Source organism: Pseudomonadota bacterium (assembly GCA_039818985.1).
GTDB lineage: Bacteria > Pseudomonadota > Alphaproteobacteria > Sphingomonadales > Sphingomonadaceae > Alterisphingorhabdus.
The window spans coordinates 2,006,514-2,022,101 of the sequence record JBCBSU010000001.1 but is presented as its reverse complement, the minus strand read 5'-3'; the positions used below and the strand labels follow the sequence as shown (position 1 = coordinate 2,022,101).

Below are 15,588 nucleotides of genomic sequence, written 5' to 3'. Positions count from 1 at the left end.
GGAGGCATGTTCGTCATGCGGTCGGCTAAGCGTCAGCCAGCTTCAGCAGATATTGGCCATAGCTGGTCTTGGCGAAACGGTTGCCGGCCTCGATCAGCTGGTCGCGATCGATAAAACCCTGTTCAAAGGCGATTTCTTCCAGACAGGCGATTTGCTGCCCGGTGCGGTGCTGGATGGTGCGGACAAATTCCGATGCCTCGACCAGGCTGTCATGGGTACCCGTGTCGAGCCAGGCATAGCCGCGGCCCATCTGCTCGACGAACAGGTCGCCTGCCTCCATATATAGCCGGTTGAGATCGGTGATCTCCAGCTCGCCGCGCGCCGAGGGTTTGACCTGTAGTGCCAGATCGGTGACGCGCTGGTCGTAAAAATAGAGGCCAGTGACCGCCATGTCCGACTGCGGTTGCGCAGGCTTTTCCTCGATGCTGATGGCGCGCGCATTGCTATCGAGTTCAACCACGCCATAACGCTGCGGATCATCGACCTGATAACCGAAAACCGTCGCGCCCTTGCTGCGGTCCACGGCATTGGCGAGCAATATCTGCAACCCGGCGCCGAAGAAGATGTTGTCGCCCAGGATCAGCGAGGCCGGGCCGCCATCGACAAACTCCGCCCCGATGTGAAAGGCCTGGGCCAGTCCTTCGGGCTTGGGCTGCAGTGCATAGGATATGTCGAGGCCATATTGCGCGCCGCTGCCGAACAGCTGCTTATAGCGGTCGAGATATTCCGGCGAGGAGATAATCAGGATTTCGCGGATGCCGGCAAGCATCAGCACCGACAGCGGATAATAGATCATCGGCTTGTCATAGACCGGTAGCAGCTGCTTGTTCACCGCCAGCGTTGCCGGGTGCAGCCGGGTGCCCGAGCCACCGGCCAGAATAATGCCTCTCATGCGTCAGTCCTTCAGCAATATGTCGAGAATATCATCAACCGCACTCTGCCAGCTGCGTGGTGTGACGGCAAAATCAGCGGTGATCTTGCTGGTGTCGAGGCGGCTATTGGCGGGGCGCCTTGCCGGGGTAGGATAGTCTGTGGTGGAAATGGCGTTGAGTGCCGGTGCCGTGTGTCCCTCGGCATTCAGCCGGTCGAAAATATGCGCCGCGAGGCCATGCCAGCTTGTCTCACCGGCATTGGTGAAGTGGTAGATGCCGGTCTGGCGGGTCGGATCGTCGACCATGGTCAGGATCAGCGATTGCAGCACATTGGCAATGTCAATGGCGCTGGTCGGGTTGCCGATCTGGTCATCAACGACACTCACCGTGTCGCGCTCTTCCGCGAGGCGCAGCATGGTCTTGAGGAAATTATGGCCATGCGGGCTCAGCACCCAGGCGGTGCGCAATATGATGGCCCGGGCACCGCTTTCCAGAACGCCCTTCTCGCCCGCCAGCTTGCTCTTGCCATAAATACCGAGCGGCGCCACCGGATCATCCTCGCCATAGGGTGTGTCCTTGCTGCCGTCGAAGACATAGTCTGTCGACACCTGGATGATCGGCAGTCCCTGATCGGCGGCAGATTGCGCCAGCACTTTTGCGCCATGGCCGTTGGCCGCCATCGCCAGTTCGGGCTCGCTCTCGGCCTTGTCGACCGCGGTATAGGCCCCGGCATTGACCACGGCATTAAGCGGGTTTTCACGGATGAAGCGCGCGACCGAAACGGGATCGGTCAGGTCGAAACTATCGAGATCGGGAACCACCAGTGCGATATCATCGGGCCAAGGCAGCGCCTGCAGGCAGGTGCCCACCTGCCCGCTGCCTCCGGTGATCAATATCCTGCGTGCTTCGATCATGTCCGTCCTGTGCCCAGCCTTTCGCCGCGATAGGCGCCGGACAGTATATCACGCCACCACGTCTCATTGTCGAGATACCATTTTATGGTCTTGGCCATGCCGCTTTCAAATGTCTCGACCGGCTCCCATCCAAGATTGTCCTGCAACTTGCCGGCATCGATGGCATAGCGGAAGTCATGGCCCGGCCGATCGGTGACAAAACTGATCTGTTCACGATAGCTTTTGCCGTCGCTGCGCGGGCGGATACCGTCGAGCGTGTCGCAAATGGTTTCGACCACCTGCAAATTGGTACGCTCGCTATTGCCGCCGACCATATAGCTTTCGCCTGAAGTGCCGCTCTCGATAACCGCCAGCATGGCGCGGACATGGTCATCGACATAGAGCCAGTCGCGGACATTGCTGCCATCGCCATAGACCGGCAGCGGTTCGCCAGCGAGGCATTTGATGATCATCAGCGGGATCAGCTTTTCGGGGAAATGATAGGGGCCGTAATTGTTCGAGCAGTTGGTGATCAGCGTGGGCAGGCCATAGCTGTGATGCCAGGCGCTGACCAGATGATCCGACCCGGCCTTGGATGAGGAATATGGCGAGCGTGGATCATAGGGCGTTTCTTCGGTGAAATAGCCGGTATCGCCCAGTTCGCCGAACACCTCATCGGTGGAGATATGGTGGAAGCGAAAGACGCTTTGGTCATCCGCATCGAGACCCTGCCAATATTCGCGCGCCGCCGCCAGCATGTTGAAGGTGCCGACCAGATTGGTCTGGATGAACGCGGCCGGACCATCGATCGAGCGGTCGACATGGCTTTCGGCGGCGAGATGCATGATGGTATCGGGCTGGAACTGGACGATTTCCCGTGTCACTGCCGACAGGTCGCAAATATCGACTTGTGCAAAGCTGTAGCGCGGATCATCGGCGACCGGAGCCAGCGAGCTCAAATTGCCAGCATAGGTGAGGGCGTCGATAACATGTACATGGTGCGCGCTGTCATTTATCAGCAGACGCACCAGCGCAGAGCCGATAAAGCCCGCGCCGCCCGTAACCAGAATCCTGCGTGCTGTCATGATGTTGCACCTTGTTTTAGCGGAAAATTCCTGTTGCGCTAGCTAGCCTGACAATGTGTCGCTGTCACCCGGTTACACCGCAAATTGCACAATAAACTGCGGCTCAGAACGGGTTGCTGAAATCGGCGAGGCCGGGATGGCTGCCATCCTTGTCGGAGACGATCGGTGGCTTGCCGTCGAGCGGCCAGGGCAAAGCGAGGTCGGGGTCGTCCCAGGCCAGACCGGCATCACATTCGGGGGCGTAATAGTCCGAGCATTTATAGGCAACTTCCGTTGCCGGGCCCAGCGTGACAAAGCCATGGGCAAAACCGGCGGGAATGAAAAGCTGGCGGCCATTTTCGGCGCTGAGCTCGGCAGCGGCCCATTGGCCATAGCTTTGCGATCCGCTGCGGATATCGACGGCAACATCCCAGATCGCCCCGGCGACACAGCGCACCAGCTTGGCCTGGGCATGGGGTGGAGTCTGGAAGTGCAGGCCGCGCAGCGTACCCGGCTCAGCGCTCAGTGAATGGTTGTCCTGTACAAAAGCGATGTCAGCGACGTTGCGGCGAAACCAGTCATCGCGAAAGGTCTCGGCAAAATAGCCACGGGTATCGCCATGGCGCCTGGGCTCGATGATCACGACTGGGGCGATATCGGTCGGAATGGCCTGCACCGGATGGACTTTCTGATCTCGAAGCGTTCGGAGCGTACTGCGCGGACGCGGCTCAATAGGCGTTGCGGTGAATCAGCACCCTGAAGGTCATCAGGACGATCTTGATATCACCCCATAGCGACCAGTTGGCGCGATAGTCGAGGTCGGAACGCAGCCGGTCTTCAAGGTCCTGCCGCTTTTCGGTGGCACCGCGATAGCCGCGGATCTGGGCCAGGCCGGTAAGACCGGGCTTGACCGCGTGGCGGTGCCAGTAGCGGCTGTCAATGTCCCAGAACAGCAGGTTTTCGGCGCGCGAACCAATGGCATGGGGGCGCGGGCCAACAACGCTCATATCACCGACCAGCACGTTGAAGAGCTGGGGCAGTTCATCGATGCTGGTCTTGCGGATAAATGCACCCAGGCGCGTGATGCGGTCATCATCGCGCCCTGTGGAGCGATCACCATTGGCATCGCATTTCTCGCTGCGCATGCTGCGAAATTTGAGGATGTAGAAGGGCCGGTTACCCAGTCCGATGCGCTTTTGCTTGAACAGCGCAGGACCAGGCGATTCCAGCTTGATCAATATCGCGACGACCAGCATCGGCAGCGCCAATATGGGCAATGCCACCATCACGAAAGCGATGTCGAACAGCCGCTTGGTGATGCGCTCATTCCATTTGAGCGGACCCTGGGCAATTGACAGTGCGATATGGCCGTCGCGACGGTCGAGCGCGATCGGTGCGAGATCGTCAAGCTCGGGAATGACAATCTCGGCATTGATGTCGAGCGCTTTCAAGGTAAATGCCCAAGCTTGGCGCTTTTCCGGCGTGCAGTGGACCACAACCCGGTCCATATTCTGCGTCATCAGGCCAAGTCGCTGAACGATCACCGGGTTGGTGAGATCGGGTTCCAGCTTCTGCGATACGGCATCGATCAGTGGACTGTTGCCGGTATAATGTATCGAGACACCATCCTGGATGATGATTTCGGCCATCGGGTTGCTGCCCAATATCCGCTTGGCAAGCTGTGACATCAGCCAACGCCCGGCAAACAGGAATATCAGCCCCAATACGCCCCCGGTCAAAAAGATGAAGCGCGAGAAATCGGCACTGGCCTTGAGGAAGAAGGCGGTGAGCACAACCGCGCCCATCGCCAGCAGGAACGAGGTGGCAGCACGGGTATAGCTGGTCCAGAAGCTGCCGAGGACGGTCGAGCCATAAGCGCGCGAGTTGAACGCGGTGGCAAGATAGATCGGTATGCAGACAGCGAGCATATTGCTGATCTGCGGGATGCTGATGATGCCGAGCCGGGCGATATTGGCGAGGGCAAAAGCGGCAATGATACACAATATATCGACGACACACAGCCCGGCATCCAGCCTGGCACGGCTACGCCGCTTGCTGGCATTCCTGGTGATATCCTGGCGTGTTACGTCAAGCACCTGATCGGTATAATCCTGAGAAGAAAGAAAAACCAGTCCGGCCTCCACTTCCGCTTCCAAGTCGGTCGCGGCTTGCGAATCGAAAGGAATCGCGGGTTCTGCCGTTTTCTGGGGGAGATTCATTGCTATTATCTTGCCTCGCAGAGTGGAATCATGAAAATTCAGTACTTTATCTTACTTTTCTGCGACCCTGGCGACATCTAAGACCATGAAGACCATGGTTAAGCCCATGTCTGATAGAACTATATGATGCAGCGCACAATCGCCTAGCCATAATCGTATCAAAATGTAACGCTGAAGCGATGAAAGCCGCTTCATGTGGGACCGGTTTCATGTAAAGGTCAAAAATGACAGTTATGTTTCATGATGTTACCGCTCTTGCACAATCGCTGCTCTCGTATCAACGTGTCATCCCGGCAACAAGGAAGATGGCCTTTGTCGCCAGAGGGACATAAGGCTGATGGCCGGACAGTTAGCATCGCGGAAATTATCGGAGCATCGATGAATATAAGAGAAGTCGCAGGTCTGGCTCTGTTGCCAGTCTATAGCGGGGCATCGGGTCGCGGGGGGCAGTCATAATGGCAACTCCTTTCACGGTACAGGCTGATATGGATCTGGGCAGCCGTGTTGCGCCTTATCTTGTCGATACAGGTGCCGATGTGCAGATCACTGAGGCTTTGGTTCCAGAGACATTGGGAACGACGGAGCATAAGGGTGTTGCCTATGAAGTCACCGAGGATGACTTTCTGCTGCGCCTGCCGAACGGTGTTCGTTACCGGGTGCAGGGCGGTGAAAGCATATCCTATCACCGGCCCGACGGCGTTTCCGACCGCGAGGTTGCGCTGTTCCTGCTCGGTTCGGCCTGGGGCGCATTATGCTATCAGCGCGGGCTGCTGCCGCTACACGCCAGCGCGGTTCTCGCCGGCGGCAAGGTGCATGCCTTTACCGGCGCATCGGGTGCTGGCAAATCGACATTATCGGCGGCTCTCGCGGATCGCGGCTATCCGTTCTTCACCGATGACATATTGATCATCGATCCGGCGCAATGCGATGAGCAACTGACCTGTTATTCCGGTCAGAAAGACCTGAAGCTGTGGAAGGATGCGCTGGAGCTGACCCGGGCAGAGCAGGGCGCTGCGGTGCGTGATGCCGAGGATTTCGAGAAATATTTCGCCACGCCCAGGCTGAGCGTGGAAAGTGGGTCGGGATCGCTGGCCAGTCTTTCCATCCTTTATCCGGGTTCGCGTGAGCCTGGTGTCGAGCGGTGCCAGATTACCCCGATTACCGGAGGCAATTCGGTGGTCCGCCTGATGCAGAGTGTCTATCGGCCACGCTATGCCACGGCGATATGGGGGCGCAAGCGCACCTATATGGTGCTGGCGCAGCTGATTAACGACGTGCATGTGCAGTCTTTCACCCGCCCGTTTCTGCGCGAGGACTTTGAAATCGGTCTCGATTTCATCGACAGCTGGCTGCAACAACAGGCCGATGCGGCGACCGGAAGAGATCCCGGATAATGGCAAGCAGCGTATCTCGTTCCGACGCCGCCGATGCGCCGCCGGCGCGGCAGTTGGTGTGGCTTGCCAGCTACCCTAAGTCGGGCAACACTTGGACGCGGATATTGCTGGCCAATTTTCTCGATGCCGACAAGGCGGCAGCAAGCGATCATATTGCGCTGTCCGGATCGATATCGAGCAACCGCCCGCGGTTCGACAGCCTCACCGGTCTGCCATCATCGGACATGACCGACGACGAGATAGACTGCCTCAGGCCCGGTTGCTATCGCGCGCTGGCCGAAGACAGTCGCGAGCAGCTCTTCATCAAGGTGCATGATGCCTATCATGACAACCGTGAGGGCAAGCCGATCTTTCCTGCGGAAATATCGCTGGGGGCAATCTATCTCGTCCGCGATCCGCGCGATGTCGCGATATCCTATGCCCATCATCAGGGGCATATGGACTTTGCCAAAGTGACGAGACAGCTTGCCAATCCGCGCCATGTCCTTGCCGGTTCGCGCAAATCGCAGCTGCGCCAGACCATGGGAACATGGAGCGACCATTATCGCAGCTGGACCGCGCAGCAGGATATTCCGGTGCTGGTAATCCGCTATGAGGATATGCTGGAAGATACGGTTGCGGCGCTGCGGGCGATGACCGGTTTCCTCAAGCTTCCAGACGCGGAGGATGAAGCGCGGTTGCAGCAGGCCGTCGACAATGCCCGTTTCGAAAAGCTGCAGGCGGCGGAGAAGGAAAAGGGTTTTTCCGAGCGCCCGGAAAAAGCGAAGCAGTTTTTCCGTTCGGGCAAGGCGGGTGAATGGCGTGATGTGCTCGACGTAGCGGACCGGGAGACCATTGAAGCCGATCATGGCAAGGTGATGCGGCTATTGGGTTATCTGTAAAAATATGCACTATAACCGCAAACAGACATAAAGGGAAAACATGACTGAGACAGGGCAAGTGGGTCGCGAAGACCAGATCAACAAGACGGATTCACATGTCGAAACAGTGGTCGACGATGAAATGGTGCTGATGGATATCGAACATGGCAATTTCTACAGCCTGACGGATACAGGCAAGCGTATCTGGGAACTGATCGACGGCCCGACCAGGGTCGATACGCTGGTAGAGCGGTTGACGGCGGAATATGATGTTGCCGAGAATGAATGTATCGAACATCTGTCGGGCCTGCTCCACGACCTGCAGCAGCGCGGCCTGGTCACTGTGACGCCCGCCTGAGCACGATGACTCTCGCCCGGTTTCGGGTTGTGGGCGACATTATCGGACAGGAACCGAGATGACAGGCATTGCTGCGGTTTTCGACAAGACAGGTCATGGCCCGTGCCGTGACTCGCTGGAGCGCGTTATCAATTCGCTGAAGCTCTATGGGCCGGACCGGTCGGGGCTTCGCATCAGCGGCCCATTCGGGCTTTGCTGGACGCATGGTGGGGGCTATTTTCCGCAAGACCAGTTCGAGCGCCAGCCGTTGATTGTGGCACGATGGTCGTGCGTGTTTTCCGGTCATCTTGTTTATCGCGACGAACTGGCCGACACGTTGGGCATCACCCCGGACCGGCTGGCGTCGATGCCGGACAGTGCGCTGTTCCTCGCTGCCTGGCAGAAATGGCAACAGGATACCGGCGAGCATGTCGAAGGTGAATATGCCGCGATCATCGGCGATAATGAGAGCAATGCATTGTTTGCACTGCGCTCGCCGACCGGGGCACCGCCGCTCTATTATCACGACACCCCGGACCGGTTCCTCATCGCCTGTATCCCCAAGGCGTTGTTTGCCCATGGCGATGTTCCACGCCAGCTTGACGAGGCTAAGCTCGCCGATAGCATGGTGCTCAATTACGAATATAATCCTGGCTGCTATTATCAGGGCCTGACCAGCATCCGCTCGGGTACCATGGTCCGGGTGACGGCCACGGATATTCGCGTGCATGGTTTCTTCGATGTCCGCACCGCACCCGAAATCCGCTTTGCCAGCGATGAGGATTATGTCGAGGCCGCGCGCGAACTGGTGCGCAATGCCGTCGGTCAATATATGGCCGGGCCGGACATTCCGGCGGCGCATCTCAGCGCCGGGCTCGATTCCTCGACCGTGGTGGTGACGATGCTCGACCTGCTGGCGGAGAGCGGTCGTGGCGAAGAACGTATCGATACCTACACCCATGTGCCCGAGCCGGGCTGGGATGGCCGTGCCTATGGTCATTTGCGTTTTGGCGATGAGTCGCCAATGGTGCGCGAACTGGCGGCGCGATACCCGCAGATCAACCCGCATTTTATCGACTGTGCCGACGCGCCGCTGGGTGGTGGCGATACTGCTCTGGACAAGCTGTTCCTGCTTGCCGAACAGCCCCCGCGCGGCATCAGCAATTTACACTGGGGCGATGCCATCAACCGCCGGATTCGCGCCAGTGGCAAGCGTATTGCGCTGGGTGGTGCCAGCGGTAATGCCACCATCAGTTTTAACGCCAGAGGACTTTACGGCCAGTGGTTCCGTCAGGGGCGGTGGCTTAAGCTGTGGCGCGAACTCGCCGCGGACAAGACGCCCGGCTTCAGGTTTTGCGGCGTCTATTCCCGTGCCATCGCGCCCAGCCTGCCACCATCGGTGACCCGGACAATTGCCCGGCTGCGCGGGCTGGCGGCACAGAGTGGCTGGGGCGGATATTCCGCGATCTCTCCCGATTATGCCGCCGAGATGGATGTCGATGGGCGGGCCGAAGCGGTTGGCTGGGACACCAGCTATTCGGGTTTCACCGATGCGCGGGAGATGATGTACACCATGCTGCAGCGTGGCGGCCGCGATGAAGGTGCAGCCTTTCGTCAGGCGCAGATGGTGACCTCCGGGGTGCTGACCGTGGACCCATTGGGCGATCCCAGGCTGCTGCGCTTCTGCGCTGGTATTCCGATGGATCAGTATCTGCGCAACGGCAACCATCGCTTCCTCGTCACCCGCATGATGGCGGGCCGTCTGCCCGATATTTATTTCTCCCCGCGTCGTGGTCGACAGACTGCCGACTGGCACTACAAGATGACGCGTGATCTCGATCATTTCCGCCAGCAGGTGGCCGAGATGAAGGCCGACCCTGATATTGCCCGGCGGTTCGACATTGCGCGTCTCGAGCGAGTCCTCGAGACCTGGCCGGACAAGACACCGCTATCGCACAGGGACCATCCCGATTATGCCATTGCCATGCTGGGCCTGGGCCGGGCGACAACCACAGCGCGGTTCATCAACTGGGTTGAGGGCAAGAACCGGTGAGCTGTGCGGTTGCCAGCGGCGGTGAGACTGGCCTATCAGCTATCGGACAGAGGTGATTTTCTCATCAAGGGGAGCAGGATGATCCGCAAGAGTATGATGTTGGCGCTGGCCGCTTGGCCGGGCGCGCTGATGGCACAGGCCGCACCGGTGGAGTCGATCGACCAGACAGAAATATTGCCCGAGCTCAACGCCAGTAATGTGGTTCCCGTTCTCAAAGTCGTGACTGGCAACCACGTCACCAGCCTGGACAGCGATCTCAACCATTTCATCACCGCCACCGCCACTAATGGCCTGCGCTTCGATGTGCGTTTTCATGGATGCGAGGACCCGAAGGCGGAGAATATAGACAAGATGCAATGCCGCGCGCTCAGCCTGGTGGCACTGTGGGAACCGCGTGGCGATGCTGCGGTGATGAATCCGGTTATTGCCGATTTTCTCTACAAAAATCCGCTGGCCAATGCCGGCATGCTGCCCGATGGCAGCATCTATATGACGCGTTATATCATTGCCGATTACGGTATCGCCCAGGGCAATTTACTGTCCGAGATGGCGAATTTCGTCCGTACCGCTACCGACTTCACAAATACGGTAAACCGCACCGGCGCTGCTGCCACTGAAAAGTGATAATATTACATTATAAGCGTTACAGCTATTTTTCTGAAACAATTGTAAAAAAACGCAAATTCATGTATTCCTCTCTTGCGGGTTGCAATCAATAGATTCGCACTATTCGGGAGGGGTAATTATGAAGAGATTGAAAATCACGGCGGCCATGGGTGCCGCTGCACTTGGTATGTCTGGATTTACAGCGTCGGCACAAGCACAGGTCGATCCGTATCTGGGGCAGTTGATGTATTTTGGCGGTACTTTCTGCCCACGGGGCTGGGCCGATGCAGCCGGATCAATATTGCCGATAAGCTCCAATCCGGCTCTGTTCTCACTCTTTGGCACCAACTATGGTGGCGATGGCCGGACCACTTTCGGCTTGCCCGATTTGCGTGGGCGCGCGCCGATCAGCGATGGCACTGGCCCCGGACTGCCCAATTACGTGATAGGTCAGACGGGCGGTTCAACTTCGTTTACCCTGACAGTGGCCCAGCTGCCCAGCCATAATCACACCGGCACTGTTGCCGCCAGCCCGACACTGGGCGACACCAACCAGCCGGTGCGCAACAGCTTCGCCCAGGCACCGGCAGGGCAGAATGTCTATCTCGACGGCAGCCCGGCGGTGAACAACATGAACGCTGATACTCTGCGTATTAACAATACCGGCGGCGGCCAGGCAGTGAACAAATTGTCGCCTTTCCTCGTGGCGCGCTGGTGTGTCGCTATTCAGGGAACATTCCCTTCACGCAACTGATCGTTCGAAAGGCTTTTCGAGCAATCTGAAAGTTATTGAGTGAAAGGATATTCACCATGAAGAGAATCAAGATACTGGCTTCTGCAGCGGCTATGGCTGCCATGGCCGGAACCACGGCGACACCGGCGCAGGCGCAGGTAACACCGCTGATCGGGCAGATGACCGCCTTTGGCGGCAATTTCTGCCCGCGTGGCTGGGCTGATGCCAGCGGCGCGCTGCTGCCGATATCGTCCAATACCGCACTGTTTTCGATTATCGGCACCATTTATGGTGGTGACGGACGCAGCACTTTCCAGCTGCCCGACCTGCGTGGTCGGCGACCCGTTGGTTTCGGCAACAGTCCGATAACCGGCAATTATATCATGGGACAACGTGGCGGCAGCGTCAGCTTCACCCTGATCGAATTGCAATTGCCCTCGCACAACCATACCGGCACGGTGGCGGCCAGTCCTCTGCCCGGGGATACGCGTCAGCCGGTACGGAACAGCTTTGCCCAGGCGCCTGCCGGCTTGAATATGTATCTGGATGGTGCTCCGGCAGTCAATAACATGAACGCCGATACCGTTCGCACCGGTAATACCGGCGGCAACCAGGCGGTGAACAAGGTTTCACCGTTCCAGGCCGTGAGATGGTGCATCGCGATCCAGGGGGTATTCCCCTCGCGTAATTGATACAGCCGATCAGTTTGCAGGCTGATACACGGAGAGGGCGGCTCACTTGCCGCCCTTTCTTGTCACCTGAAGTAATTACGCCAGAGCGGATGAATAACCGCATTGCAAATTGGTTAAATTTGGTTTACGTATATTTTACATAGATATATACGAGTGATTTCGGGAGAGATATGATGGAACGACGGCTAGAGACTCATAGCGAGGAAAAGCGGCCCTGGACCAAACCGGAGCTCAGGGACATTTATGCCGGTGCCAGCGACATTCACAATGGCTTCGCTCTCGGCAGTGACGGCAACTCGCCCGGTCCGCCGGATACATCGTCCAGCTAAATCCCGGTTTTTCTTCCTTTTCCGGATGCTTCCGTCACAGCGTGGCGTGAAGTGTCTTGTGTTTGCCGTATATCATGAATGTTGCCACTCGGCTGCGACGCTGCCGAACATGTTTTCCTGGTACTATTTTGATCAAATTGACTGGCGGTCTTTTCGGCAATAGGCATGATGCATTGCTCTTGGTGACATTTTTTTCTCCCAGCTCGGGATATTGATACGAGTGACGGCTAGCTCCTCCTCATTGCGACATAAGAACGGCATCGATCTGCGCCTGTATCTCAGCGGGCTGGTGCTATTCGCACTGGCGCTGTTTTTCTGGACCAGTTCGCGCTATCCGGCGCTTAACGAAAAGGCGCTGATGGGCGGCAATACGCCGTTATCGGGCCTCTCTTTCGATATTGTCCTCGATATTTTCCCTGACAGTCCGCTATGGTGGGAATTAACAGCCAATATCGTCAACTGGATCGTCACAAACTGGAAGGGCATGACCTTCGGTGTGCTGTTCGCCGCGGCGCTGCTGACGCTGCTGTCGGTGATAAAGAAGAAGTCGTTTGAAAGCGGTTTCGCCAATGCCGCGCTGGGGGCGGTAATAGGCGCGCCGCTCGGCGTATGTGTCAATTGCGCCGCGCCGATCGCTCTGGGCCTGCATATCGGGCGGATGCGGCTGGAGACGACATTGTCGGCGCTGATCGCCTCGCCAACGCTCAATGTCATCGTCGTGACCATGAGCTTTGCGCTGCTTCCGGTGCATGTCGCTGCGACCAAATTGCTGCTGTCTTTGCTGATGGTGCTGCTGGTGGTGCCGCTGCTGTGCAAATACTGGCTCAAGGCGGAAACCGCCGCCAGTGGCAGCAATATGGCCAATCTGACCGGGATTACCGAAGCCAAAGGCTTTACCGGCTGGATCGCCCGGGCGCTGGCACCGCGCGAATATGAGGCGCCATCGGGCGGATTGGGCGACACATTGCTCTGGTATGCGCGCACCTTTGGCCGCAACCTGTTCTTCATTGCCGTTATCACCGTGCCGATGATGTTCGTTGCCGCCATACTCGGAGCTCTGGTTGCGACCTGGTTCGACAATAATGCGCTGACCACTGTGTTGCCGATACGCCAGCCGGTGCTCATCCTGCTGGCGATGCTTGCCATCGCGGCGGTAGCAACATTCGCGCCTGCACCGATTGCGCTTGACGTGATACTTACTGCGGTATTGCTGGGTATAGGCATGCGCACCGACTATGCCGCGGTGGCGCTGATCGCGCTCGGTACCTTCAGCGTCTATGCCTTTATCATATTGTGGCGTGCCATCTCGCTGAAAACCGCACTCACCATCTGGATCGCCACCATGGGGCTGGCGATGGGTGGCGGCATTATCGCCAATCTGACCGCGAAATATGAGATCGCCTATTTCGAGCAGCGCGCCTCGGAATATCTGGCGGCTGCGCCCGATGTTGATGTGCCGGTGCCACCTGCCTTGCCTGCAGCCAGTTCGTGGGCAGAGCTGCAGCCTCAGGTCAATGCCCAGACCATAAATCCGGTTGCCCTGCCGGTTAGCGTCTCGAGCAATCGCGGCAGCGATATCACCGTTTCGCGTTTTCTGCCCGGGGCATCGGACATATCTTCGGCACCAGCTGCTGGCGGCACCGTCTTTACTCGCGTTCCAGGCCAGCAGCTCGGCCTCGACGAACAGGGCATTCTCCATCCCTATCGTGAAATGGGTCCGGATATGCTGAGCGGTGCCATCGCTGCCGGTGATGTTCATGGCGATGGCTGGATCGATGTGGTGACACGGCGTCCCACCGGAGCGACCGGCCTGTCGTTCTACAGCAATATCGGCGGACGGTTTGCGCGGCAGGAGATCGATCTGGGACCAGTAGCCGATATGGGCGTGATCAATGTCGCGCTGGTAGACATGGACAATGATGCGTGGCTCGACCTGGTGGTAGCGACGCGGGCGGACGGGCTGTTCGTCTTCTACAATCAGGGCGGGACATTCGGGCAAGCCAGCATGTCGCATATCGTCACCGAGCCCTATGGTCTGGCCATGTCGATGGGTTTTGCCGATATGGATCGCGATGGCGATCTCGACATGGTGCTCGGCCGTTGGGCGCATGGTTCAGGCCGTGAAGGCTGGCAGGCGGTCATTCCCGATGTTGCAACCAACCAGATTGCCTGGAATGATGGTAACCGGCGGTTCGTGATTACCGAAGTGCCGGGCAGCGCCGGGCAGACGCTGACCACATTGGTGAGCGACGTCAACAATGACGGCATTCTCGATCTGATAAAGGGTGATGATGTCGCGGCGACCGATCAGGTGATCCTGTTCTCGGATCAGGGGCAAACACTGAAACCGAGCCGTGACAACCAGCCTTTCCGCTATGGCATGCGCACCAGCATGAGCTACGATGTTGGCGACTGGAATAATGACCTGCGCCGCGACTATTATGGCGGTCAGATCGCCAACGGCCAGAATATGGCGCGCGACGCTACCAGGGGCGATGGCCGGATTTTCGAGATTTGTCAGCAAATCGGTTTTGATAACGGCTGGAGCATGCAGCAGGTTCGGGGCTGTGCCGCCGAGCTCAAGTCCATCGACAATATCCGTGGCGGTTACAGGGCGATCCTCAATGTCAGATGCGGGCACGGCCAGAGCACCCGCGATGCGACATTATGCTTCGGGCTGGATTATCTTTTCTATGTCCGCAAGAAAATGAGCAAGGAGCGGGCGCTGACACCTGAAGAAGCGCAGCGCCGATGCGCCGACAGACTGGTCCGTCTCACCTATTTTGCCGATATGTGTGATGCGATGCTGCTGCCGGTGCAACCGATCATGACGCGTGAGCAACTTGCTGTTGCCCATGTTCCTGCGCTGAACTACCGAAACCTGCTTCTGACCGCTACGGCCGATGGCGGCTATGCCGAAGAGGCGGAACCCAATGGTGTCGCCTTCCCGGGCTGGTCATGGAACAGCCGCTTTGTCGATCTCGACCAGAATGGCTGGCAGGATCTGCTGGTTGTGACCGGCATCTGGCTTTCGCCAAGCCAGTCGGGAAGCAATATCTTCTATCATAATGATGCAGGCCAGTTCCGAAATGCGACCAGTGATTTCGGCTTCACCGATATCGTGCCAAGCTACAGCTATGTCAGCTTCGACTATGATCGCGATGGCGATATTGACGTTATCCGTGACATCAGCGCCAGCCGCATGATCGTGCATCGTAATGACCGTCCTGCCGGCAGGGCGTTATGGGTGCATCTGCGCGATGGCAAGGGCAACAGCATGGCTATCGGGGCAACGGTGACGATCTGCACCGATGGCGTCACTATGGTGCAGCCGGGCAGGTGCCAGATGCGCGATATCAAGGCAAGCGGGGGTTTTCAGTCCTTTGACCCGGTGGCGGCGCATTTCGGGCTGGGTAATGCGAGCGCGGTGTCATTGATCCAGGTGCGCTGGCCCGATGGTGAGGTCAGTAGCATTCGCCCTGACAGCGCTTTGGGCGAAGGCGAAATTACAGTGTCGCGCGGCTGACTCAGGTACT

General features: G+C 58.1%; 14 protein-coding genes. 9 read left to right on the top strand and 5 right to left on the bottom strand.

Going from position 1 to position 15,588, the window contains the following annotated elements:
• Positions 1-25 precede the first annotated feature (25 nt).
• From rfbA to AAFX04_09685, 5 genes are all read right to left on the bottom strand, one after another.
• Entirely contained in the window at positions 26-892 is an 867-nt protein-coding gene (gene rfbA, locus AAFX04_09705) for a glucose-1-phosphate thymidylyltransferase RfbA (GenBank protein ID MEO1045701.1), read from the bottom strand.
• A 3-nt stretch (positions 893-895) separates the two neighbouring features.
• Positions 896-1,786: a dTDP-4-dehydrorhamnose reductase gene (gene rfbD / locus AAFX04_09700; protein MEO1045700.1), complete on the bottom strand. Its 891-nt coding sequence runs from the start codon at positions 1,784-1,786 to the stop codon at positions 896-898.
• Positions 1,783-2,850 (bottom strand): dTDP-glucose 4,6-dehydratase, encoded by a 1,068-nt coding sequence (gene rfbB / locus AAFX04_09695; protein MEO1045699.1) that lies wholly within the window; start codon positions 2,848-2,850, stop codon positions 1,783-1,785. Before rfbB ends, rfbD begins: the two co-directional genes overlap by 4 nt.
• A 103-nt stretch (positions 2,851-2,953) precedes the next feature.
• Positions 2,954-3,505, bottom strand: a complete 552-nt coding sequence (rfbC, locus tag AAFX04_09690; protein MEO1045698.1) for a dTDP-4-dehydrorhamnose 3,5-epimerase — start codon at positions 3,503-3,505, stop codon at positions 2,954-2,956.
• A gap of 52 nt (positions 3,506-3,557) precedes the next feature.
• Positions 3,558-5,048, bottom strand: a complete 1,491-nt coding sequence (locus tag AAFX04_09685) for an exopolysaccharide biosynthesis polyprenyl glycosylphosphotransferase (GenBank protein ID MEO1045697.1) — start codon at positions 5,046-5,048, stop codon at positions 3,558-3,560.
• 455 nt (positions 5,049-5,503) lie between these two features.
• On the opposite strand from AAFX04_09685, the gene AAFX04_09680 reads away from it, so the two are divergent.
• From AAFX04_09680 to AAFX04_09640, 9 genes are all read left to right on the top strand, one after another.
• Positions 5,504-6,442, top strand: a complete 939-nt coding sequence (locus AAFX04_09680) for a hypothetical protein (protein MEO1045696.1) — start codon at positions 5,504-5,506, stop codon at positions 6,440-6,442.
• Entirely contained in the window at positions 6,442-7,323 is an 882-nt protein-coding gene (locus tag AAFX04_09675; protein ID MEO1045695.1) for a sulfotransferase domain-containing protein, read from the top strand. The genes AAFX04_09680 and AAFX04_09675 overlap by 1 nt, the downstream gene beginning before the upstream one ends.
• Before the next feature lie 40 nt (positions 7,324-7,363).
• Positions 7,364-7,660, top strand: a complete 297-nt coding sequence (locus AAFX04_09670; protein ID MEO1045694.1) for a PqqD family protein — start codon at positions 7,364-7,366, stop codon at positions 7,658-7,660.
• A gap of 58 nt (positions 7,661-7,718) precedes the next feature.
• The gene (locus tag AAFX04_09665; protein MEO1045693.1) at positions 7,719-9,692 is read left to right on the top strand and encodes an asparagine synthase-related protein; all 1,974 of its coding nucleotides are present in this window, start codon (positions 7,719-7,721) and stop codon (positions 9,690-9,692) included.
• A gap of 78 nt (positions 9,693-9,770) precedes the next feature.
• Positions 9,771-10,316, top strand: a complete 546-nt coding sequence (locus tag AAFX04_09660; GenBank protein ID MEO1045692.1) for a hypothetical protein — start codon at positions 9,771-9,773, stop codon at positions 10,314-10,316.
• 121 nt (positions 10,317-10,437) lie between these two features.
• Positions 10,438-11,052, top strand: a complete 615-nt coding sequence (locus AAFX04_09655; protein ID MEO1045691.1) for a tail fiber protein — start codon at positions 10,438-10,440, stop codon at positions 11,050-11,052.
• A gap of 56 nt (positions 11,053-11,108) precedes the next feature.
• Positions 11,109-11,723, top strand: a complete 615-nt coding sequence (locus tag AAFX04_09650) for a tail fiber protein (protein MEO1045690.1) — start codon at positions 11,109-11,111, stop codon at positions 11,721-11,723.
• Positions 11,724-11,893: 170 nt separating this feature from the next.
• The gene (locus tag AAFX04_09645) at positions 11,894-12,052 is read left to right on the top strand and encodes a hypothetical protein (protein ID MEO1045689.1); all 159 of its coding nucleotides are present in this window, start codon (positions 11,894-11,896) and stop codon (positions 12,050-12,052) included.
• Between the two features lie 220 nt (positions 12,053-12,272).
• The gene (locus tag AAFX04_09640; GenBank protein MEO1045688.1) at positions 12,273-15,578 is read left to right on the top strand and encodes an FG-GAP-like repeat-containing protein; all 3,306 of its coding nucleotides are present in this window, start codon (positions 12,273-12,275) and stop codon (positions 15,576-15,578) included.
• The last annotated feature ends 10 nt before the right edge of the window (positions 15,579-15,588 follow it).

Bases quoted from the DNA above. Each gene is read 5' to 3' on its own strand.
- rfbA (MEO1045701.1), bottom strand. From the start codon at position 892: ATGAGAGGCATTATTCTGGCCGGTGGCTCGGGCACCCGGCTGCACCCG.
- rfbD (MEO1045700.1), bottom strand. From the start codon at position 1,786: ATGATCGAAGCACGCAGGATATTGATCACCGGAGGCAGCGGGCAGGTG.
- rfbB (MEO1045699.1), bottom strand. From the start codon at position 2,850: ATGACAGCACGCAGGATTCTGGTTACGGGCGGCGCGGGCTTTATCGGC.
- AAFX04_09685 (MEO1045697.1), bottom strand. From the start codon at position 5,048: ATGAATCTCCCCCAGAAAACGGCAGAACCCGCGATTCCTTTCGATTCG.
- AAFX04_09680 (MEO1045696.1), top strand. From the start codon at position 5,504: ATGGCAACTCCTTTCACGGTACAGGCTGATATGGATCTGGGCAGCCGT.
- AAFX04_09675 (MEO1045695.1), top strand. From the start codon at position 6,442: ATGGCAAGCAGCGTATCTCGTTCCGACGCCGCCGATGCGCCGCCGGCG.
- AAFX04_09670 (MEO1045694.1), top strand. From the start codon at position 7,364: ATGACTGAGACAGGGCAAGTGGGTCGCGAAGACCAGATCAACAAGACG.
- AAFX04_09665 (MEO1045693.1), top strand. From the start codon at position 7,719: ATGACAGGCATTGCTGCGGTTTTCGACAAGACAGGTCATGGCCCGTGC.
- AAFX04_09660 (MEO1045692.1), top strand. From the start codon at position 9,771: ATGATCCGCAAGAGTATGATGTTGGCGCTGGCCGCTTGGCCGGGCGCG.
- AAFX04_09655 (MEO1045691.1), top strand. From the start codon at position 10,438: ATGAAGAGATTGAAAATCACGGCGGCCATGGGTGCCGCTGCACTTGGT.
- AAFX04_09650 (MEO1045690.1), top strand. From the start codon at position 11,109: ATGAAGAGAATCAAGATACTGGCTTCTGCAGCGGCTATGGCTGCCATG.
- AAFX04_09645 (MEO1045689.1), top strand. From the start codon at position 11,894: ATGATGGAACGACGGCTAGAGACTCATAGCGAGGAAAAGCGGCCCTGG.